Source organism: Bacteroides sp. Phil13 (genome assembly GCF_001940965.1).
In the GTDB taxonomy this organism is placed as follows: domain Bacteria; phylum Bacteroidota; class Bacteroidia; order Bacteroidales; family Bacteroidaceae; genus Bacteroides; species Bacteroides intestinalis.
In genome coordinates, this window is record NZ_MSHA01000062.1 from 53,895 (window position 1) to 75,890 (window position 21,996).

General features: G+C 43.9%; 14 protein-coding genes. 5 read left to right on the top strand and 9 right to left on the bottom strand.

Annotation, left to right across the window (positions count from 1 at the left end):
- Window positions 1-47 precede the first annotated feature (47 nt).
- The gene (locus BWI44_RS11810) at window positions 48-539 is read left to right on the top strand and encodes a GNAT family N-acetyltransferase (protein ID WP_138292474.1); all 492 of its coding nucleotides are present in this window, start codon (window positions 48-50) and stop codon (window positions 537-539) included.
- Window positions 540-610: 71 nt separating this feature from the next.
- The gene (gene nudC / locus BWI44_RS11815; protein WP_195209667.1) at window positions 611-1,414 is read left to right on the top strand and encodes an NAD(+) diphosphatase; all 804 of its coding nucleotides are present in this window, start codon (window positions 611-613) and stop codon (window positions 1,412-1,414) included.
- Window positions 1,415-1,893: 479 nt separating this feature from the next.
- Here nudC and BWI44_RS11820 read toward each other — a convergent pair whose 3' ends face one another.
- The 3 genes from BWI44_RS11820 to BWI44_RS11830 form a co-directional block, all read right to left on the bottom strand.
- Entirely contained in the window at window positions 1,894-3,636 is a 1,743-nt protein-coding gene (locus BWI44_RS11820) for a phospho-sugar mutase (RefSeq protein ID WP_044534242.1), read from the bottom strand.
- Window positions 3,637-3,796: 160 nt separating this feature from the next.
- Window positions 3,797-5,440: a C69 family dipeptidase gene (locus tag BWI44_RS11825; protein ID WP_195209668.1), complete on the bottom strand. Its 1,644-nt coding sequence runs from the start codon at window positions 5,438-5,440 to the stop codon at window positions 3,797-3,799.
- Window positions 5,441-5,588: 148 nt separating this feature from the next.
- On the bottom strand, window positions 5,589-7,205 hold the full coding sequence (locus BWI44_RS11830; RefSeq protein ID WP_229036225.1) for a M23 family metallopeptidase: 1,617 nt from the start codon (window positions 7,203-7,205) through the stop codon (window positions 5,589-5,591).
- A gap of 558 nt (window positions 7,206-7,763) precedes the next feature.
- On the opposite strand from BWI44_RS11830, the gene ald reads away from it, so the two are divergent.
- Entirely contained in the window at window positions 7,764-8,870 is a 1,107-nt protein-coding gene (gene ald / locus BWI44_RS11835; RefSeq protein WP_195209670.1) for an alanine dehydrogenase, read from the top strand.
- 153 nt (window positions 8,871-9,023) lie between these two features.
- On the opposite strand, the gene BWI44_RS11840 is transcribed toward ald, so the two are convergent.
- The 5 genes from BWI44_RS11840 to BWI44_RS11860 form a co-directional block, all read right to left on the bottom strand.
- Window positions 9,024-9,800, bottom strand: a complete 777-nt coding sequence (locus BWI44_RS11840) for a LytR/AlgR family response regulator transcription factor (RefSeq protein WP_044534024.1) — start codon at window positions 9,798-9,800, stop codon at window positions 9,024-9,026.
- On the bottom strand, window positions 9,797-10,834 hold the full coding sequence (locus BWI44_RS11845; protein ID WP_044534023.1) for a sensor histidine kinase: 1,038 nt from the start codon (window positions 10,832-10,834) through the stop codon (window positions 9,797-9,799). The genes BWI44_RS11840 and BWI44_RS11845 overlap by 4 nt, the downstream gene beginning before the upstream one ends.
- 71 nt (window positions 10,835-10,905) lie before the next feature.
- Window positions 10,906-11,811, bottom strand: a complete 906-nt coding sequence (locus BWI44_RS11850) for an efflux RND transporter periplasmic adaptor subunit (protein ID WP_044534026.1) — start codon at window positions 11,809-11,811, stop codon at window positions 10,906-10,908.
- A 10-nt stretch (window positions 11,812-11,821) separates the two neighbouring features.
- Complete coding sequence (locus tag BWI44_RS11855; RefSeq protein ID WP_195209671.1) at window positions 11,822-16,138, bottom strand: CusA/CzcA family heavy metal efflux RND transporter; 4,317 nt, start codon at window positions 16,136-16,138, stop codon at window positions 11,822-11,824.
- A gap of 125 nt (window positions 16,139-16,263) precedes the next feature.
- Window positions 16,264-17,505 carry an MFS transporter gene (locus tag BWI44_RS11860; protein ID WP_138292467.1) on the bottom strand — a complete coding sequence of 414 codons (1,242 nt, stop codon included), beginning with the start codon at window positions 17,503-17,505 and terminating at the stop codon, window positions 16,264-16,266.
- Between the two features lie 286 nt (window positions 17,506-17,791).
- On the opposite strand from BWI44_RS11860, the gene gad reads away from it, so the two are divergent.
- Both gad and glsA read left to right on the top strand, forming a co-directional pair.
- Window positions 17,792-19,237 carry a glutamate decarboxylase gene (gene gad, locus BWI44_RS11865; RefSeq protein ID WP_044270187.1) on the top strand — a complete coding sequence of 482 codons (1,446 nt, stop codon included), beginning with the start codon at window positions 17,792-17,794 and terminating at the stop codon, window positions 19,235-19,237.
- Between the two features lie 89 nt (window positions 19,238-19,326).
- Window positions 19,327-20,292, top strand: a complete 966-nt coding sequence (glsA, locus tag BWI44_RS11870; RefSeq protein WP_007216361.1) for a glutaminase A — start codon at window positions 19,327-19,329, stop codon at window positions 20,290-20,292.
- Between the two features lie 953 nt (window positions 20,293-21,245).
- On the opposite strand, the gene BWI44_RS11875 is transcribed toward glsA, so the two are convergent.
- Window positions 21,246-21,974 (bottom strand): potassium channel family protein, encoded by a 729-nt coding sequence (locus BWI44_RS11875; protein ID WP_073314342.1) that lies wholly within the window; start codon window positions 21,972-21,974, stop codon window positions 21,246-21,248.
- Window positions 21,975-21,996 lie beyond the last annotated feature (22 nt).

Below are 21,996 nucleotides of genomic sequence, written 5' to 3' on the forward strand. Positions count from 1 at the left end.
CACGTACTTTTGTATTCCGGAATAAGCAACTTAACAGGTTTACAGATATGATACAAATTCGCCCCAGCCAGCTTTCAGATTTAGACCGCCTGATGGAGATATTCGATCATGCCCGCAAATTTATGGCATCTGTAGGAAATGGAAATCAGTGGATCAATGGCTACCCACAACGTGAGCTGATTGCCAAAGAAATCACCGACGGACATTGCTATGCATGTGAAGATAAGCACGGAAAAATCGTCGGAACATTCTGTTTTGTTCCGAATCCCGACCCCTTTTATGCCATCATCGAAGATGGAGCCTGGTTAAATGATGATCCTTATTATGTGATTCACCGCATCGCCTCCGACGGAAGTTACAAAGGCATCGGCGATATCTGTCTGGATTGGTGCGCCAAGCAACATCCTAATTTACGTGCGGACACACATAAAGACAATATTATCATGCAAAATCTGCTCACAAGAAATGGCTTTATCCGCTGTGGAATCGTGTATGTATCTAATGGTACAGCAAGAATCGCATATCAAAAGATAGTCTGAACAATAATTGCTTTCACATAAATCTGTTATACACAGAATAAATAATCAAAAAACAGAAAAATCATAGAATAATGGAAGATACGGAGAAACAAGAACCTACGCAGTGGTTCGTCTTTTTTAAAGACCAACTGCTGCTGAAAAAGGAAAAAACAGAAAAAGGAGAAATAAAATACAGAGTACCTTACGGTACAGAACTACCGTTGAATCCCGGTACAGGTAGTACGATTCACGAAGTATTTCTACCTACGGATGAAATGGTACGTACATTCGCCATCGAACAACTCGTTGTGGAAACGGAAGAATGGGTTATGGTCAATCTCCGGGGTTCCTATGAATATATCACCTTGGATGAATATAAAGCTGCCGGAAAAGCATATCAGATATTGTATTGGGACCAACACAGCCGTTTTTGTCCTGCATGTGGTATGCCTACGGAACACAAGACACCTATCATGAAGAAGTGCCCTTCGTGTGCCTATGAAATATATCCGCCTATTTCTACAGCTATCATCGTATTGATACGTCGCGGAGAAGAAATCTTACTGGTACATGCCCATAACTTCCGCGGAACATTCTATGGCTTGGTAGCCGGTTTTCTTGAGGTAGGGGAAACTCTGGAACAATGTGTACAACGTGAAGTAATGGAAGAAACCGGATTGCGAGTGAAGAATATCACTTATTTCGGCAACCAGCCCTGGCCCTATCCCAGCGGGCTAATGGTAGGTTTTATTGCCGATTATGAAAGCGGAGAAATCAAGTTACAAAAAGACGAACTCAGTGCCGGAGCATTCTATTCGAAAGAAAATATGCCGGAAATTCCACGGAAATTGAGCATAGCACGAAAGATGATAGACTGGTGGCTAATCAATAATTAAAAAACGAAAAACATTCAAATAAAAACAGATTGCGGAGGACATGCATTCAACAAACGAACAACTACGAATGAAACGACTCTCATTCACATCAACCAATTAGCATGCAACCGCAATCTGTATATCTTCTCATCTCCCGGTCATCCGACCTTCATCAAATCATTCTAAATATATCCATCAGAAACAAAAGAGGATAATGGCAATTTATATCAACTGGTGCTTTCACTATTGAAAACGTTCTTACGCCACTAATTGCCAAAATCCCCTTTTACCATCCTGATGGCTATTAACTAAGGTTTAGGTTAGGTTCATACGTTGCATATAAAACGGCATTTAACAGAGAATGATTTCAGAGTTGACTTAAAGAAAGCAAAAGAACCTTAAAGCGAAAAGAATGTCCACACCAACAGATAAAAAACAGGAAAGGTGCAACCCTTCGCAGGATTACACCTTTCCTTCTGCTTATCAACAGTTTACCTTTCTCAAATACCGAGTGACTTGCGTACTGCTACCACCTTCTCTTCTGCTTCCGCATCAGCACTGGCATAGCATTTCGGGCAACCCATTTCACCCTTCACCTCAATATAGAACTTAATTTTCGGTTCAGTACCTGACGGACGAACAGAAATCTTTGTACCGTCTTCTGTGAAGTATTGAAGCACATTTGAAGCTTCCGGCATATCCAGTTCACTAACCTTTCCCTGGGCATCAGTAATCTTCAACGTCTTATAATCCTTAATCAGTTTAACAGGTGAACCTCCGATTTCCTTCGGCGGGTTAGCACGGAAATTATCCATCATGGCTTTGATTTCATCTGCACCGCTCTTACCGGGTTTCACTACGTTTACAGTCGTTTCTTTAGAGAAACCATACTCTACGTAGATATCCATCAGCACGTCATACAATGTCTTGCCCTGGTCCTTAGCCCATGCACAGATCTCAGCAAGCAGTGAGCAAGCAGAAACGGCATCTTTATCACGAACAAAGTCTTCTGCCAGGAAACCATAGCTCTCTTCACCACCACCGATGTATTGCTGCTTACCTTCGCTCAAACGGATTTCACGTGCGATCCACTTAAAACCAGTGTAGCAATCACGCATTTCAATCTTATTCTTATCAGCTACAGCCTTAATCAATTCAGTAGTTACAATGGTCTTCACAATGAAGTCATTCGGCTGCATCTTACCCATTGCAATACGGTTCTTGATGATATAATACAGGAAGATCAGACAAGTCTGGTTACCATTGATAAGTACCCACTCACCCTTATCATCTTTACAAGCCATACCTACACGGTCAGCATCGGGGTCGCTGGCCATTACGATATCAGCATCGATCTTCTTCGCCAAAGCGATAGCCATAGAAAGTGCCTCAGCATTTTCCGGATTTGGAGATACCACTGTCGGGAAATTACCATCCTTCACCATCTGCTCAGGTACACAATTTACATTTTCAAATCCCCATTCTTTCAGAGAGGCAGGAATCAAAACACGACCTGCACCATGCAGCGGAGTATAAACAATGCTGAGATCTTTCTGACGCTTGATCACTTCCGGATCGATAGAAATGGAATGAACCATATCCAGATAGATCTTATCCACATCAGCACCGATAGTCTGAATCAGGTCTTTGTTACCTTTAAACTTAATGTCGGCAACAGTCACCTTATTTACTTCATCGATGATAGCGGTATCGTGCGGAGCAAGTACCTGTGCACCATCATCCCAATAAGCCTTATAACCGTTGTACTCTCTCGGATTGTGGCTTGCAGTGATATTGATACCACTTTGGCAACCGAAGTGACGGATGGCAAAAGAAACTTCCGGTGTAGGACGCAAATCATCGAAGAGATATACTTTGATACCGTTTGCCGAGAAGATATCTGCAGAAATCTGAGCAAACTTGTCGCTGTTGTTGCGGCAGTCATAACCTACCACCACAGAAATCTGCTCTTTATCCTTGAAGCATTTGTTCAGATAGTTGGAAAGTCCCTGTGTAGCAGCACCTACCGTGTAAATATTCATACGATTGGTTCCTGCGCCCATGATGCCGCGCAAACCACCCGTTCCGAATTCCAAATCCTTATAAAAGCAATCTATCAGTTCGGTTTTATCTTCGTTCTCCAACATGCGTTTCACTTCCGCCTGAGTTTCGGCATCATAAGCCGGGGTGAGCCATCTCTGGGCTTTCTCAGTTACCTGTTTGATAAGTTCCTGATTCTCCATATAATTATTGTTATTTTAGAGGTTAAAATATATCTGTTATTTGTAAGACACAAATGTAGGCGAATAAGTTCAAATATCCTACATTTTCATGAAAGATTTACACTGTATTGTACAGATTTCACAGGAGAAATGAAGTTCCTGTGAAATCTGCAACAGGGCATTATTCCGGCATTCTATAGCGGTCACCGGTTTGTTTTACATACTCTTCCAGGAATTCTTTCGGGTATCCGAGACGTATCACGCCTGCCGGCTGACCGATGGAATTACGTTCGAACTTACCATCTTTCATACGCTTCACTACACCATCATTGTATTTTACGATAAGGAATTCGCCCAAACGTTTCCAGGTATCAAGAGTGCTTTGTGCAGTCATATTTGTATAGTTAGTCAGGAATGCTTTTGCTTGGGCAGGATCTTTGGCATATAGTTTGGATGCCGCTGATTCAATACCTTCCTGCGCATCATTGAAAGTCGTTTCCATCTCCGACTGGCTTGCACGTACATCCTCAATCATCAGATCATAGCGAGGATAAACCATATTCGCCACCCAATTGAAAATCCAGAAAGAAGAATTCCATGAGAAAGTGATATAGTCGGCACCATCTACGCGTGAGTAGCATACAGGCACTTTATCCGTGCAGCAATATACAGGTGTGAACACCGTCATGTTGGCGTCATCCGTACCGAACCAAAGTACACCACCGATAGCGTCGGGCATAGAAGAACGCATCTGAGATACAAAGACAAAACCGGACTGCTGGGTAGAAATAGGACGTTCATTAAAATATTCCTGATCGTTCACCTTGAAAGAAAGTGGAGAAAGACGATAAGGTGTGTGGTAAGGGCCTGCACCGAAATCCTTGCTAATATCCAGCGGAGTACCTTCATAATGGTCGCGCATGGCATTCTTCACATCCTGTACGGAGATTTTGCGGTTTGCTTTCAGATAAAGCGGCATTGGCTGATCGGTTTTACCTTCTATATACGGAAGAAATTCTTCTCCACGGTCGGTAAACATATTGAAATAGCTCCATACACGGGCTTCACAGTAGCGACGTGCACCGAAATCCAGAGGAGCGTATGCATCTGCAAAACTGAAATCCTTATTCACGCCGGTAAAGTAACCTTTTTCGCGGGCAAAAGAAATCACATCGGAAGAATAAAGACAATTATTCTTGTCGTTCATATCGAACTGGTGGATACGGGATTGGTTGGCATGAGCAGAAATGCAATCATCCGGAATACGTACAGCTACCCATACGGCACCACGCACACCGGGACCTTTACCTATCATTTCCATAATCCAGATCTCATTAGGATCGGCAATAGTGAAAGACTCACCACTGCTGTAATAGCCGTATTCCTGTACAAGATCGGTCATCACCTTAATGGCTTCACGGGCAGTACGGGCACGTTGCAATCCCAGGTAAATCAGACTGCCGTAATCAATAATACCGGTAGTATCCACCAATTCCGGACGACCGCCGAAAGTAGTCTCGGCAATAGTCAGCTGGAATTCGTTGATGTTACCAATAACATTGTAAGTCTGGCGGGCTTGCTCTATCCGACCCAGATATTTGCCGGTATCCCACTCATGTACATCCATCAGAGTGCCTTTCTTATGTACACCGGCAGGGTAATGATATAACTCACCGAACAACCCGTAGGAGTCGGCAGAATAAGAAACGATGGTAGAACCGTCTGTAGAGGCATTTTTACCTACAATAAGATTGGTGCAAGCCAATGCATTTGCCACGGCTACCACCATACCTAAGACGGAAAGAGTCAGTCTTTTACTTTTCATACTTCAGTTATATTAATTATTAAATCAAATGTCGCACATAAGCCGCTACCTACCAAGTCCGTATCAAGTCCGTACCAAGTCCGTGTCAAGTCCGTAGTTATAAATACGGAGATGGTACGGAGATGACAGGGTTCAGACACAGGGTTATTTACCAGACAAACTCAAACTTTTCCGTTGTCTGATTCCCACATCCATCCGTTACAGTCATTTCCACAACATGCTTGCCTCCCTTTTTTACATGATTCGGGTCGAGTTCGCACACCAGATTCCCACTGATGGAATTGGGTTTGCCAAACAAGGCATACTTGCCGTCTATGATTCCGCGGTAACTGCTGATACCGGTCTCTTCATCTTTTACCTTGAATACGATGCGCCCTGTACTTCCCCATTGTTTCGGATTAAGCGGAGTAATTTTAGGCGGTACGGTATCAATGGCAACAGTGTAAGTACCCAATTCACGGATAGTGGTTTTCATGAAACCATCTTCATATTTGCCACCGATACTATACTTCTTACCACGGCTACCCACACCTGCCACGTAATATTTTGTCATATCTTCCAACGGGCGGCGGCGCAATCCGATACTTAATTCGCAACGGCCATGCAGAGGTATGCGTGTATCATTCAACTGATAGGTGAAAGCGATATCTCCACTATCAGCCCGTACGGCATAGTTCAGGTATGCGTCGTCATAGAGCATACCTCGGGGTATGATCAGATTCAAGCCAGGTTCTTGCAGAATATTCACCTTATCCCAGCGGAAAACATATTTCTCCCGATGTTCCACAGGTTTTATTTCCGTACGCTTTCCATGTACGGTGAAACGCACCTTTGAGGTGTTTCCCAATGCATCTTTCAGTGTATAGACAAAGCGATAGGGGCGTTCTTCATTGATCTCAATCAATCCCCGGTTACCATTGGAAGCATGCAGCATACGCAATGTATTTCCAGGCTCGATGAAAGACTTCATATACTGCCCGTACGTCCACGAATTTATCATCCGGTTTTCGTTTTCCGAGAAGCGGTCTACCACACTACGGAATACTTCCACACTATCTACTTCCAGAATAACAGTATGCACTCCGTAACGATTGCTCACTCCGTCCATATAATCATAGGCACGAATAGCTGAACCTATCAGTCCCCAGGCAGTAATCGGCTGTTTGGGATTAAGTGGAAAAGCCTGATGCTTCTGATTTCCTCCCACTACTCCCCTGCCCGGCTGTGGAAAGAGCATAATGCCTTCGGCACGAGGAGCCGTATTGTCTTTCACTTTCTTCTTAAAGAAAGGTAACGGGTCGATATAATCGTCCGTATCCGCCTCAAACATATCCAAGTGCAGGTGCGGACCGAAAGAATAACCGGTATTGCCACTCAGAGCGATAACCTGCCCTGTCTTTACCGGATATTCACCCGGTTCGGGTGTAATCTCCACTTCCCATGACTCCTTTTCATATTGCAAGTCTTCTACCCTACGGGCTACATCACCCACAAAAGCACTAAGGTGTCGGTTGATGGTTTTATATCCGTTATTATAGGCTACATCGAGCACATAACCCGAACCATGTGTGACACGGATACGCGAAATATATCCTTCGGCCAAGGCATGCACCGGCTTACCGATAGTACCTCCTGTTTTGAAATCCAGTCCGCCATGAAAGTGATTGGCACGTATTTCACCGAAGTTCCCGGAAAAAGTAATGGGGAAATCAAAAGGCGGGGTAAAGGTAGCATCCTGTGCATGAACAGCAGTAGGAATCTGCATTCCACCGAACAATAATAAAAAAGATAAATATATAGTAGATTTGGTATATCTATTCATAGGTGTAATCTTTGTTTTTAAACGCAGGCAAAGATAAAAAATATCCCCATCTTTGCCGCAATAAATATCATAATTGTACTTGCATAATTCCCCAAAAGACATATCTTTGCAACGCAAACTATATAATAAACACTTATATAAACATCAATGACCCATACAACTTTCACCTACACATGCCTTGTTTTAGCAATACTTATTGCCATAGGCTTTATAATAATGATTATCACCATACGTCGTTTACACAAGGCACAAAAGCAACTGCAAAAAGAGAACAAAACAGATGACCAGGAAAAAAAATATGACTGGTACAGGCACTAATCATTTCATATTCATACATGAACAACCTCCTGAGCAAAATATTGAAACTCAGCGGGCATCCGATTATTTCAGATTAAAACCTGTATAAAAATACTGTTGTAAAACACCTACTCTCAAAGTACATCGAAACACGGAAATCGCTACATTGCGACATGTTTAACCCCCAATTAAAATTGTAAGGTTATGATTATCGGAGTACCTAAGGAAATCAAAAACAACGAGAACCGTGTAGGAATGACCCCTGCCGGAGTAGCCGAGTTGGTGAAAAGAGGTCATACAGTGTATGTACAGGCGTCTGCCGGTACAAACAGCGGTTTTCCTGATGAAGAGTACACTGCAGTGGGTGCGAAAATGCTGCCAACCATCGAAGCTACGTATGCCGCAGCTGAAATGATTGTAAAGGTGAAAGAACCTATCGCCCCCGAGTACAAACTGATTAAAAAGGGGCAAGTGGTATTTACCTATTTCCACTTCGCCGCCGATAAGATACTTACCGAAGCCATGATAGAGAGCGGTGGCATCTGCATCGCTTACGAAACCGTAGAGAAGGAAGACCACTCTCTCCCATTGCTCACTCCCATGAGTGAAGTAGCCGGACGTATGGCTACACAGGAAGGTGCCCGTTTCCTGGAAAAGCCGCAAGGCGGAAAAGGGAAATTACTGGGTGGTGTACCCGGCGTTCGTCCTGCACGTGTATTAATTCTGGGGGGCGGTGTAGTAGGAACCAATGCTGCACAGATGGCTGCCGGAATGGGTGCGGAAGTACTGATCACCGATATTAATCTGACACGCCTGCGCTACCTTAGCGAAGTGTTACCAAAGAATGTAAAAACTCTATATTCTTCTATGCATAACATCAGGATGGAACTGCCTAACATAGACCTCGTGATTGGTTCCGTACTGATTCCGGGAGATAAAGCTCCACATCTGATTACCAAAGATATGCTGAAGCTGATGAAACCGGGAACCGTTCTCGTAGATGTTGCCATAGACCAGGGCGGATGCTTTGAAACCTCTCATCCTACCACCCACAGTGAACCAACGTATGTAGTGGACGGTATCGTACACTATGCGGTAGCTAATATTCCGGGAGCAGTGCCATTCACTTCAACTATGGCACTGACGAACTCCACACTACCTTATACCGTGGCATTGGCAGACAAAGGCTGGCAAAAAGCATGTAAAGACGATCCCGCTCTGGCACTGGGACTGAACGTAGTAGAAGGTAAAGTTACTTATAAAGCTGTAGCGGATGTATTCGGACTGGAATATGAACCGATAGAGTGGTAATAGATACGAGCTACAAGTTACGAACTACGAGTGGCTGCGCTATCACGCTGCAAAGTACTTGTAACTTGTAGCTTGTAGCTCATGTAACGTCGGTTGAATTGATTGGCACATTATTTTATGTCCTTTTTCTCTCTGTAATTCTTCACGACATGCTCAATGTGTCTTGGAAAACCAATCCTTAAACTCCTGCACACGTGCCTTGCTTACCAACACTTTTTCATCCGATACCTTGCAACGAAGATTAATAGACAGACGATTATTGAACCATAAATCAATATCCTTGATAGCCTCACGGGAAATCAAAAATTGCCGGTTGACACGGAAGAACAGGGATGGATCGATACACTCTGTTATTTCATCCAGTGTTTGTGGAAATGTATATTCCTTACCATCGGCAAGAACCACCTTCACTTTGCAGTCCTGAATATAAAACAGCAGAATCATATCCACCGAAACCGGTAGCAACTTGTCACCCTTCGCCGGAATGAGAAAATGCGTTTTATAACTTTCCTGCTTTTTCAGCGAATGAATTAATTGCAACAAAGCATTGTCAGGGGATTTCCCTTGTTCCGAACCATGCAACTGCTCCAACTTATGGAAAGCCTTCTCAATATCACTCTTTCCAATAGGCTTCAACAAATAATCCACACTGTTCACTTTGAACGCACGAAGAGCATATTCATCATAGGCCGTAGTGAAAACAATAGGGCAGGTAATATCTACATGATCGAAGATTTCAAAGGCTGATCCGTCAGCTAAATGAATATCCATAAAGATCATGTCCGGCATAGAGTGCATGGCAAACCAATCCAATACAGCCGCAATACTGTCCAAAGTAGCCTCTACTTCCACTTCCGGCTTCACTTCCTGTAACAAAGCTTTCAGGTTGCGAACTGCCGCTTTCTCATCTTCTATTATAATTACTTTCATAAAACACTCGGTATTAAAGGAATACGTATGGTAAACTGCTCGTTCTCGCTGATTTGTATCTCCCGCTTGTAAAGCAAATAATAGCGTTTTGCAAGATTTGCCAGTCCTATGCCAGTTCCTATAGTAGCAGTCAGTTTAGGCTGCACCGGATTGGTAACGATTAATTCTTCCCCTTCGGTATAAATACGGATATTCAATGGATGCCTGTCGCTTATTTCATTATGTTTCACTGCATTCTCTATCAGCATCTGGACTGCCATAGGAGGCAAATAATAATTGGCATATTTATTATCAATACAAATATCAAAAGAGAGATTATCTTCAAAACGCATCTTCAACAAAAAGATATAAGCCGACACAAATTCTATTTCATCCTTCACACACACACTTTTCGAATCATTTCCCTGCAAAGTGTAGCGCAAAACACGGGAAAGTTCCTGAATGTATTCCTGTGCTTTATCCTGGTCTTCGCGTACCAGTGACCGGAGAGTATTCAGAGAGTTAAAAAGCATGTGCGGATTCAATTGATTCTTCAAAGCCTCATACTGGTTCAGAATGTTCTCGGCCTGCAGCTGCTGGTTTTCTATAACGACTTCCTGCTGGCGCCGGATAAGGTAGGATATATAACAACTTCCCGATACGGTACAGGTTATTATAAAATCACGCAGAGGATGCAGATAATGATGTACCATGGCATCAATGGCCGGAATATCGAAAGTGTGATGTAGGAATACAAAACATTTCCCTAACAAACTGCTTAAAATCCAAGTCAGTATCAATGACAACATCATCTTCTGCCAGGTAATTTTTACAGCCGGCTGGTTAAAGTGGAACAGCAAAATGTTCACCTCAAACAGAATCACAAGAGAGATGAAAGTGAAAAACACTTCACTTGCCACATCAGCAGGCCTCATGCCCGGAAACAGTGTCTGGCTCTCGAAGACATCAAAGAGAGAAACCAATTCCGGAAAATGAATCAATGTTGCCACGGAAATGGAAACGATGAGTATGAACAGAGTATACCGGTTTTTCATGCTTGAAGTATTTTACATACAAAGATACATTTTATTCCATCACATCCTTATTTTTTCAAAGATAAGGAACCTTATTGTTCAGCCGAAGCCTGCTCTTTCATAATCCTTGCTGTGACGTACATACCGGGACGGAATTGATTGTCCACAGTATCTACCCTGGCATAGACTTCAACAGAGCGTGTATCTTCATCCACTTTCTGCCCGATAGATATCAAAGTAGCCTTAAATACAATTTTACCCATTCCGTTTACACGAAATTGTACCGGATTTCCCACTTTCATATCTGCCAAATCCTTTTCATAGGTTGTCAATCTGAGTAAAGTCCGGCTTTTATCTACTATTTCACAAAGGGCATCTCCTACATTCATATATTTACCGACATTCATTTTCACATCTGCCACATAGCCACTGATCGGAGCTTTAATCTGCAAAAAAGGTTGAATACCCTCCTTCAGCAAGACTTCAGGTTCAACTTCCAGTAACTTCAACTGTGCAGCTGCCGCCTCTACACGGCTTTTCATTGAAAGGTAATCTGCCTTGCTTTGTTGAAGTTTCTTTTGGGAGGCAGCTTGTTCGGCGGAAAGAGCTTGTTGGCGAAGATATTCTGCTTCCAGAAATTCAGTCTGTGCATGACTGTCCAGATATGTCTGTTGTAAAGTTATAAAGTCGGGATTTTCCAGAGTAGCCAATACACTCCCTTGTCGGACTGGTTCGCCGGGCAGCAAAGAAGTACTCTTAATTACCCCGCCCATCGTAAGTGAAACTGTCGCCATCCGTTGCGGAGGAATAACCATTGTACCGTTAAATGACACCTGATTGGGTTTAGAAGTAGCTGAGGTAATAGCATCTACCTGAATGCTATCTGTCACGTTTTCTACTACGGCAACAGCGGTAGCCTCTTCTGCCGGTTGGACTTCTTTGTTCTCGCCGCATGCCGTCAGCACCAGCAGAATTAAGGGGAAAGTTATCTTTTTCATCGTCATCATTCTATTTAAAAAGTTCGTATTCAAGGGCTGCTATATTGTATTGATATACCGTTTCGAGGTATCCGCGACGAATGTCACGCGCCACATTAACGGCTTGTATAAATTCAGTTATATTCGTTTCGCTATGTTGCAACTGCAGGTTGGCCACCTTCACCAGTTCATCCGCTTCTTTCAATGCCGATGTTGTATAATAGCGCAGACTTTCGGACTGGCGGCGCAAGCTGGCAACAGCTTCCGAAACCTTGTTATATAGATTCTGTGTATTAGTCTCTGCTTCAGTTCTTGCTATGACGGCAGCCACTTTCGCTTGCTTTATCTTGCTATGCCGCGGCAAGAAATAAACCGGAAAAGAAACTCCAACCATCCACGAATTCAATCCTTTCAGTGGAAGTATATCCTGACGTAGGTAACCGAAGGAAAGTTCAGGGAAAAATCGGCTTCGCTCCACATTCAATTGTGCTTTAGCCTCATTAGCCTGACTCTGAAAATAATTCAGATGGACTTCCGAAAAAGACGGCACCTGATAATCTACCGGAAATAGTACCAATGCCGTATCTGCCGGAATCAATGGCCGGTCTGCATAACAGACCCAATTCAGGCGTGACAAAGCCAGTTTTTCCTCTTCTTGTGCCTGAAAAAGGCGATTCTTCATATCCACAGCCATACTGGTGGTCATGTTTTTCTCCAGCAAAGTTATTTCTCCCTGCTGATAACGCAACTCACCCATACGCTGTAATTGCCCGGCCAATTTGTTCTGGTCACTGTATAAGGCACGAAGATTGCAAGCATACAGATAATATGCCCATGCCCGCTTCACTTCCGCCACCACTTCTTTTTCAGCGATCTGCCGGTAGAAAGTCCCCGTTTCAACCTGCCTGTTCACCAAAGCATTCTTATAAAAAGGAGTCAACAAAGAGCCTAAGCCTTGGGTTACTTCCCACTGCTTGTCTTTTCTAAGTTCACCATTCAGTTGTCCCCATGAATAGTTCATCTCGGTAGGAGACAATTCCAAAACTTCTCCCCTGCCCGCCTTTACCTGGCGGATTGCCGCAGAAGCTATTTTCAAACGGGGATGGTTCTGCTTTGCCAGTTCTATAGCCTGCTCCATCGTCACTTTCTCCTGAGCTTTCGCCGTAAAGGGCAACATAACAGCCAACAACAGAAAGAAGAACAAGAACTTTTTCGCAGAGAAACGGTGTTTCCATACCACTGTATAGCTTACAATCTGATAGAAAACAGGAATAATAAGCAGTGTCAATACAGTAGATACAATCAGCCCGCCAATAACTACAGTAGCCAACGGACGCTGCACTTCGGCGCCGGCCGAGGTGGCAATGGCCATAGGAACAAATCCCAAGGAAGCAACCAGTCCTGTCAAGAAAACAGGCCGCAACAGATGAGCGGTTCCACGGGCAATCACCCGTCTGGTAGAAAGAGCATACATAGTTTCTTTTCTTATATCATTAAAGTGATTAATCATTAAAATACCATTGAGAACCGCTACACCGAAAAGGGCTATGAAGCCTACTCCCGCCGAAATGCTGAATGGAAGACCGCGTAGCCATAGTGCCAGAATACCGCCAATCAATGAAAGAGGCACGGTAGAGAACACCACCAATGTATAAGTAACATTCTTGAAAGCGAAAAACAATAGTAACAGAATCAGCATCAGAGCTACCGGTACAACAACCAGCAAAGTGTTGATGGCATTCTGCAAATTCTCAAATTGTCCGCCATATTCGAAATAATATCCGGGCTTTAATTGAATATTCTTGTCCAGCGTCTTCTGTATATCCTGCACCACCTGCTGAATATCCGCTCCACGCACATTGACCCCGATTACAATACGACGTTTGGTTGCATCCCGGTTAATCTGTAACGGACCATTCACCAAATCAATGGTAGCTACCTCACTGACCGGTATCTGAATGCCTTCATTGGAACGGACAAAGAGTTTATCCAGATTCAAATCAGCCACTTTATCCTGATCCAGACGAACCACCAAGTCAAAGCGACGCTCATTTTCAAAGACTACTCCACTAGCCTCTCCGGCATAGGCTGTACGAATAATAGTATTCAATTCTTCTATATTGATACCATAGCGGGCAATCTTTCCACGATTATACTTTACTACCAACTGAGGCAACCCCATTGTCTGTTCTACAATCACATCCGATGCCCCAGGTACCTTTTCTACAAAAGCAGCAGCTTCTTTTGCCTTCTGATAGAGTTCATGTGCATCTTCTCCATAAAGTTTAACAGCAATATCTGCTTTGGCTCCTGTCATCAACTCATTAAAACGAAGTTGAATAGGTTGGGAGAAATTAAACTCTGCACGGTTAGCTAACGGTTCAAGAGCCTCTTTCATCTTCTCTACCATTTCGGCACGACTGGCAGCACTGGTCCACTCCTTAAAAGGCTTCATGACAATCATTACGTCGGCATCTTCCACTGCCATCGGGTCTGTCGGAACTTCCGCCGTACCTATTTTGGCTACCACATGTTTTATTTCCGGGAGTTTATCCATCAGGAGTTTCTCCGCTTCATTGGATACTTCGATGCTTTCGCTCAACGAACTGCCGGCCGGAAGCGTCATCTGCATGGCAAAATCCCCTTCATCCAACGTAGGAATAAACTCCGCTCCCAGACGGGTGAAAAGAAAGAGAGAAATAACCAGAGCCACAAACGCAGTTGCAACAGTTTGCCACTTAAAGCGTAAGCAAAATGACAAGGCACGGGCATAGAGTTTATTCAGTGCTTCAAAGAATTTATCAGCAAAAGTCGGTTTTGTCACAATATGATGTTTCAGGAACAGGGAAGCCATCATCGGAACGTAAGTCAATGATAAGAACAGAGCACCGATAATGCAAAATACCAAGGTTTTAGCCATCGGTGTGAAATACTTCCCTTCTATTCCTGTCAACGTCAGTATAGGGAAAAAGACGATCAGAATGATGAATACAGCAAATGTCGCAGACCGTACCACACTCGAAGCACCTTTCTCTACTTCCGCATCCATTTCTTTTGCCGATAAAGTGCGACCCTTAAACTTCTTACTGTAAATATGCGCCAATATACCTTCCAATATAACAATGGAGCCATCGACAACAATACCGAAATCTATCGCCCCCAAGCTCATAAGGTTGGCAGAAACATTAAAAATACGCATCAGAATGAATGCAAACAACATTGCTAATGGAATGACGGAAGCCACAATCAGTCCGGCACGTACATTGCCCAGAAAAACAATCAATACCAGAAATACGATGATCGCGCCTTCTATCAGATTGTAGATAACAGTAGAAATGTTGCGGTTCACTAATTCAGAGCGGTTCAGATAAGGCTCGATAGTAACACCTTCCGGCAATATTTTCTGTATCTTTTCCACTCTTTTCTCTAGTTCTCCAGTTACGACATTGGCATTAGCTCCTTTCAGCATCATGGCAATACCACCCACACATTCGCCCTTGCCGTCCATTGTCATGGCTCCGAAACGTTTGGGTGCTCCGAAACGTACTGTACCGATGTCACTGATACGGATAGGAATACCATTACGGTTGGCTACTACTATCTGTTCCACATCTTTAATACGGCTTATCATCCCTTCAGAGCGAATATAATAAGCACGATTAACTTTCTCGATATAACTACCACCTGTATTCTGGTTATTCTTATTCAAGGCTTCGAATACTTCTCCGATAGTGATATTGAGAGAGAAAAGTACATCCGGATCAACCGCTACTTCATATTGTTTCAGATAACCTCCAAAACTGTTTATCTCAACAATACCCGGGATACCGGACAACTGCCGCTTCACAATCCAGTCCTGAATAGTACGAAGCTCCATTGCATCATATTTATCCTCATATCCCGGTTCCACTTTCAATACATATTGATATATCTCACCCAGTCCAGTGGTAATAGGCATCATTTCGGGCATACCCAACTCCGAAGGAATCTCACCGGCCACACTCTGTATCTGCTCGTTCACCAACTGGCGGGCATCCAGAGTAAGTACACTCTCTTTAAAGACTACCGTCACCACCGACAGCCCGAAACGGGAGACGGAACGGATTTCAGTGACATTCATGATATTACTCATGGCGATTTCCACGGGCATTGTGATAAGTTGCTCCACCTCTTGTGGAGCCAAGGTTGGTGACACGGTTACAATCTGTACCTGATTGTTTGTAATATCCGGAACAGCATCTATAGGAAGTGTCAACATGGAATAAATTCCACCAATCAAAAGAAACAAAGTGGTAAGCCCCACAAAAAGCTTCTTCTTTACTGAGAATCGAAGGATAGCGTCGAACATGTTTTATACTTTTGGTTTTTGCACAAAAGTAAACTATCCGAATTATACACAGAATGACTGTGTGCTGAACCGGCTATTTTAGCAATTCAACCGTCGATATCAGTCATTGAAGTGAAACTACCGACTTACAGCTTATCGCCGAACAGAAAATCTTTCTTCCTCCTATACGCCCATATCAATGCAAGTATCGTAATGCAAAGGTTAAAGATAAACGGAAACTCCTGCGAACGTACATGAAACAATGATTGGAAGAAATCTACAATAAACGGACAAAGCAGCACAGCCAGGTAGTTCATTGCCATCACAAAAGCCAGTGCCAGCGTGGTTTTCTGGGGAACAGCCGTATCCACCGTTTTATCATAAATCAACGGTTGGATAACCCCATAGCCCAATCCCACCAGTATGCAGCCGGGTATAATCAGCCATTCTTTGGGAGAAATCCATATCAGTGCCAACCCCAGTGCAATACACAGCAGACTGTAAAACTTAGTCTTTTCCTTCAGATACTTTACAACATGCCCCAGAAAGAAACCGGGTGCCATGATAGCAAGGAAGAAGAGGGAAATCATCATCCCCGAGTTCCCACTGGAAAAGTGATGTTCCTCCATCAGGAACGGAAGGTTGAACGTCACGATCAATACGATATAAGTGGTAAGCCCGTAGAAAAGCATCAGTTGCAGCAGATGGCGGACATGAATACCATACTTACCGGGGATAGCCGGAACAGCCGTTTCTGCCGATGAAGAAGTATCAGCAGGAGATTTATCCGATGACGTGACTTGTGCTTCACCATCCGCATTTTCGTCTTTCAGATGGATGGTGAGTATAATGGCTACCAAAGGTAGTAAATAGACCAGGAAAGGCAGATGCCAGTTCACTTCTGCCAAATAACCGGTAACAGCAGTTGCCACCACCAGCGTAACATTTGTAATGGCGGAACTGTATCCAAATTGCTTCACCCGGTAGGTTCCCGTGAAATAACGGGAAATCAATCCGGTAGAAAGCGGAATAATCAGTCCCGCACCAATTCCCAGCAGGGCGCTGATAGCTATTAATTGCCACATTTTTGTGGAAAACAAGTACAGCACCCCGCTCGCGGCGAACATCCAGAGCCCCGCGCGTAATAGACGGACAAAGTCACGTTTCTCAGCCAACTTGCCCGCCAACAAAATAAAAGGTATGATCAATAACGACGGTAAGGAACTAAGCATCTGAATATCCAGTTCCGAAGCATCCGGAAAAGTAGTGGAAAGCTGTCCCAGAATAGGAGAAACAGCCAATCCCGGCAAAGAGGTCAATGCAGAGATAGACCAGATGCCGATAAGCGTAATTAAGGGAATAGTCCCCCGTCCGGTATTGATTTTCATATACACATATATATTTATAGGGTTTGAAATAGTGCAAGAGAAACAATTATGGTTATAGAAAGTTCAAATAGTTACGAGCTACAACAGCTACGAGCTACTAGCTACAAAGCTACAAGTACCATGCGGCGTGATAGTGCGCAGCTACTTGTAGCTCGTAGCTCGTAACTGTTTAATAAACGCCAAAATATGTAAAACGCCGGAACTTTCCTCTGCAAACACCGTTGTTGTGGGAAATTCGACGGGGAAAATCCTCGCCGCCTAAACCTAAACTAAAACAATTAGTAAAATGGAAGATGTAAATTTCAGAAAAGGTGATGCCAAAACAGAAGTGTTTGGATCAAACAGAATGTTGCAACCCTCTCCGGTAGAGAAGATCCCTGACGGACCTACTACTCCCGAGATTGCTTATCAGATGGTAAAAGACGAAACTTTCGCTCAAACTCAACCCCGTCTGAATCTGGCTACATTCGTTACCACTTATATGGACGACTATGCCACCAAGCTGATGAACGAGGCGATCAACATCAACTACATTGACGAAACGGAATATCCCCGTATCGCCGTGATGAACGGAAAATGTATCAACATCGTAGCAAACTTGTGGAACTCTCCTGAAAAGGATACTTGGAAAACAGGTGCGCTGGCCATTGGTTCAAGTGAAGCATGTATGTTGGGTGGCGTGGCAGCTTGGCTACGTTGGCGCAAGAAACGCCAGGCTCAAGGCAAACCGTTCGATAAACCTAATTTCGTTATCTCAACCGGTTTCCAGGTAGTATGGGAAAAGTTCGCCCAGCTCTGGCAGATTGAAATGCGTGAAGTGCCTTTGACCCTTGACAAGACTACTCTTGATCCGGAAGAAGCCTTGAAGATGTGTGATGAAAACACCATTTGTATCGTACCTATTCAGGGTGTGACATGGACCGGACTGAACGATGACGTAGAAGCACTGGACAAAGCTCTCGATGCTTACAACGCCAAGACCGGTTACGATATTCCTATCCATGTAGATGCTGCCAGTGGTGGTTTCATCCTGCCGTTCCTCTATCCTGAAACAAAATGGGACTTCCGCTTGAAGTGGGTTCTTTCCATCAGTGTCAGCGGACATAAATTCGGTCTCGTTTATCCGGGTCTGGGTTGGGTTTGCTGGAAAGGCAAAGAATATCTGCCCGAAGAAATGTCATTCAGCGTAAACTACCTCGGTGCAAACATTACTCAGGTCGGATTGAATTTCTCCCGTCCTGCTGCTCAAATCCTGGGTCAGTACTACCAATTCATTCGCTTAGGATTCCAGGGATACAAAGAGGTGCAGTATAATTCGCTGACCATTGCGAAGTATATCCATGATGAAATCGCCAAGATGGAACCGTTCGTCAACTATTCAGAAGAAGTGGTGAACCCGTTGTTCATCTGGTACATGAAACCGGAGTACGCCAAGAATGCTAAATGGACGTTGTACGACCTTCAGGATAAACTGTCTCAGCATGGTTGGATGGTACCGGCTTATACGTTGCCTTCAAAACTGGAAGACTATGTTGTAATGCGTGTGGTAGTACGCCAGGGCTTCAGCCGCGACATGGCAGACATGTTGCTGGGCGACATCAAGAATGCTATCACTGAACTGGAGAAATTGGATTATCCTACTCCTACCCGCATGGCTCAGGAAAAGAACTTGCCGGTGGAAGCTAAGATGTTCAATCATGGTGGACGCCGCCATAAAAAGGCTGTAAAATAATTGAAGTGATAGGGTGATAGAGTAATAAGGTGATTGAGCAATATCACCCTAACACTCTATCGCCTTAACACTCTAACACTTTATTAACTATGGATAAAAAGATTTCAATCTCTCAACTAAAAGAGGTTGCCCAGGAAGCCTATGAACAGGTGAAGGGTAACACCGGGGGGAAAAATGCCGATTACATCCCCTACCTTGCCAACATCGACAAGAATCTGTTCGGCATCAGCATCTGTCTGATGAACGGACAAACCATTAATATAGGTGACACTGACTACCGTTTCGGTATAGAATCTGTTTCCAAAGTACATACAGCCATCCTTATCCTCCGTCAATACGGAGCGCAGAAGGTGCTGGATATGATTGGTGCAGATGCTACAGGACTACCTTTCAACTCAATCATCGCCATTTTGCTGGAGAATGACCACCCTTCTACCCCATTAGTAAACGCAGGTGCCATCTCAGCATGTTCCATGGTTGAGCCTGTGGGTAATTCAGATAAGAAATGGGAAGCTATTGTTCAGAATATTACTGATTTGTGCGGTTCAGCTCCACAATTGATTGATGAGCTGTATAAGTCGGAAACGGCAACGAACTTCAACAACCGCTCTATTGCATGGTTACTGAAGAACTACAACCGTATCTACGATAATCCGGATATGGCACTCGACCTGTACACTCGTCAGTGCTCATTAGGTATCACTGCCGGACAATTGGCGATTGCTGCCGGAACCATCGCCAACAGTGGTGTAAACCCTGTCACCAAGAAAGAAGTATTTGAAGCTTCATTAGCTCCGAAGATTACTTCCATGATTTCTACCGTAGGTTTCTACGAACATTCAGGCGACTGGATGTACACTGCCGGCATACCTGCCAAGAGCGGTGTAGGTGGTGGAGTTATGTCTGTACTGCCCGGAGTGTTCGGTGCAGCTGCATTTGCACCTCCTTTGGACGAAGCAGGGAATTCTGTTAAATCACAACTCGCCATCAAGTATATCATGAACAAATTAGGTTTGGGCGTGTTCAATGGTGACCGTGTGACTATTGTAGAATAAGACAATCTCTCTTTTTCATAAATAAAAGGCGTCGTCCGTCCGGAGAGGATAGGCGGCGCTTGTACTTTTCTTTTGTCTTGAGACAAAAGAAAAGATACCAAAAGAAAAATTACAGAAAGCCCTTACGTTCGGCATCCTCAAGCAAGCTTGCGGCTGCTCTCACTAAAACGAGCTTTTCAAGGCTGCACTTCCGGTGCTACTCCGGTACTGCCATCCGCAGACGGAGCTCGAACTCGCTTCGCTCAAACAGATCGCCCCTTACCTGCGTCTGACAGCACCTACGCTTACGCACCTACAGTGAGGCCGGGAGACCATGCAGCGTAAAGCAAGACAAGGTGTCCACTATATCAGCATGACTTAGGAAGAAGTGACTACTGAAGCAGTACAATGCTCTAAAGAACCGTCTACTGATATCGTTTATAAACAGAAAAAGCGTCTAGCTAAATCAGGAAAAGACACTTCCTTTCATAGAAATTCAGTTTACCCCAAATAGTAACTTTGTTAACCCCACACGGTAACTCCATTTACATGCCGAGGTAAAGGTCGTTACATACCGAGGTAAAGAGCGTTACAATAAGTGGTAAAGGTCGTTACATGCGGCGGTAAATGCTTTTACATCCTACCGTAAATGATCGGTAAATGCTAACCGTTGATAATCAGAAGACTATCTAAATTAGTTATCAACAAACTAACAAAAGTTCATCAGTATCTACCATTCATTTCTTATAAACACAAACCAATCCCCCACCGCGCAGCCCTCCGGCATAGGCGCAGGTGCGTAAACGTAGGCACTGTCAGGCGCAGGTAAGGGGCGATCTGTTTGAGCGAAGCGAGTTCGAGCCCCGTCTGCGAATGGCAATGTCGGAGTAGCACCGGAGACGTAGCCGGGGTCCCTTTCTTTTTGGTATCTTTTTCTTTCGGGACAAGCCGAAAGAAAAAGTACACACACAACATTACTTTATATCCCCTCCCTGCAACTCCTTATAATACTCTTGTTTCTTCTGGTTCCTCCTCTGCACCAGACTCGTCACATACACCGTAAATATCGGAAACATCATCATCCCCAATGCTGCCAGCAGAACTGACAGTACACGCCCCGTCACCGTCACAGCAATAATATTGGAACCAACTGTCGTTACATCCATAAACGCCCACCACAAGGCATCCCCATAGCCTGTAACCAATGTATTCACCCCATGCTCCATAACATAAAAAGCCAGACTGGAGAAATAAACCGTAGCAAGCAAAGTCGTCAAATAGGTAACAAACAGACCGGATGCCTTGTTATACGTCAACCACCCCACCACAATGGCCAATGCATAACCGCCGCGCACTAAAGGAATAAAACGCAATAAGTAAGTGATTTCTTCGGAAAACGTCCATCCGGCCCAAGAAATAATACTCTGGTAAGGGATGGCTACCAGAAGAAAAACGAAGTGAGTGGCAAAATAACGTCCTTTATGCTTTGCTAAAAACCACTCCAAAATGAAGTCCAACAAAAACAATACGCACACCGCAAACTGAACCTTCATAAATACCGTCTGAGTATAGAAAGGAATACCCTTGAATGTATCTACTGAAATACTAACCACTAAAAACAACGAAAGTAACAGAATCACAATGTGTAAGACACCATAAATTCCCTTCTCTCGTAATGCAAATTCTGAAAGAGCCATTTTCATAATAATACCTATTATTTATTCT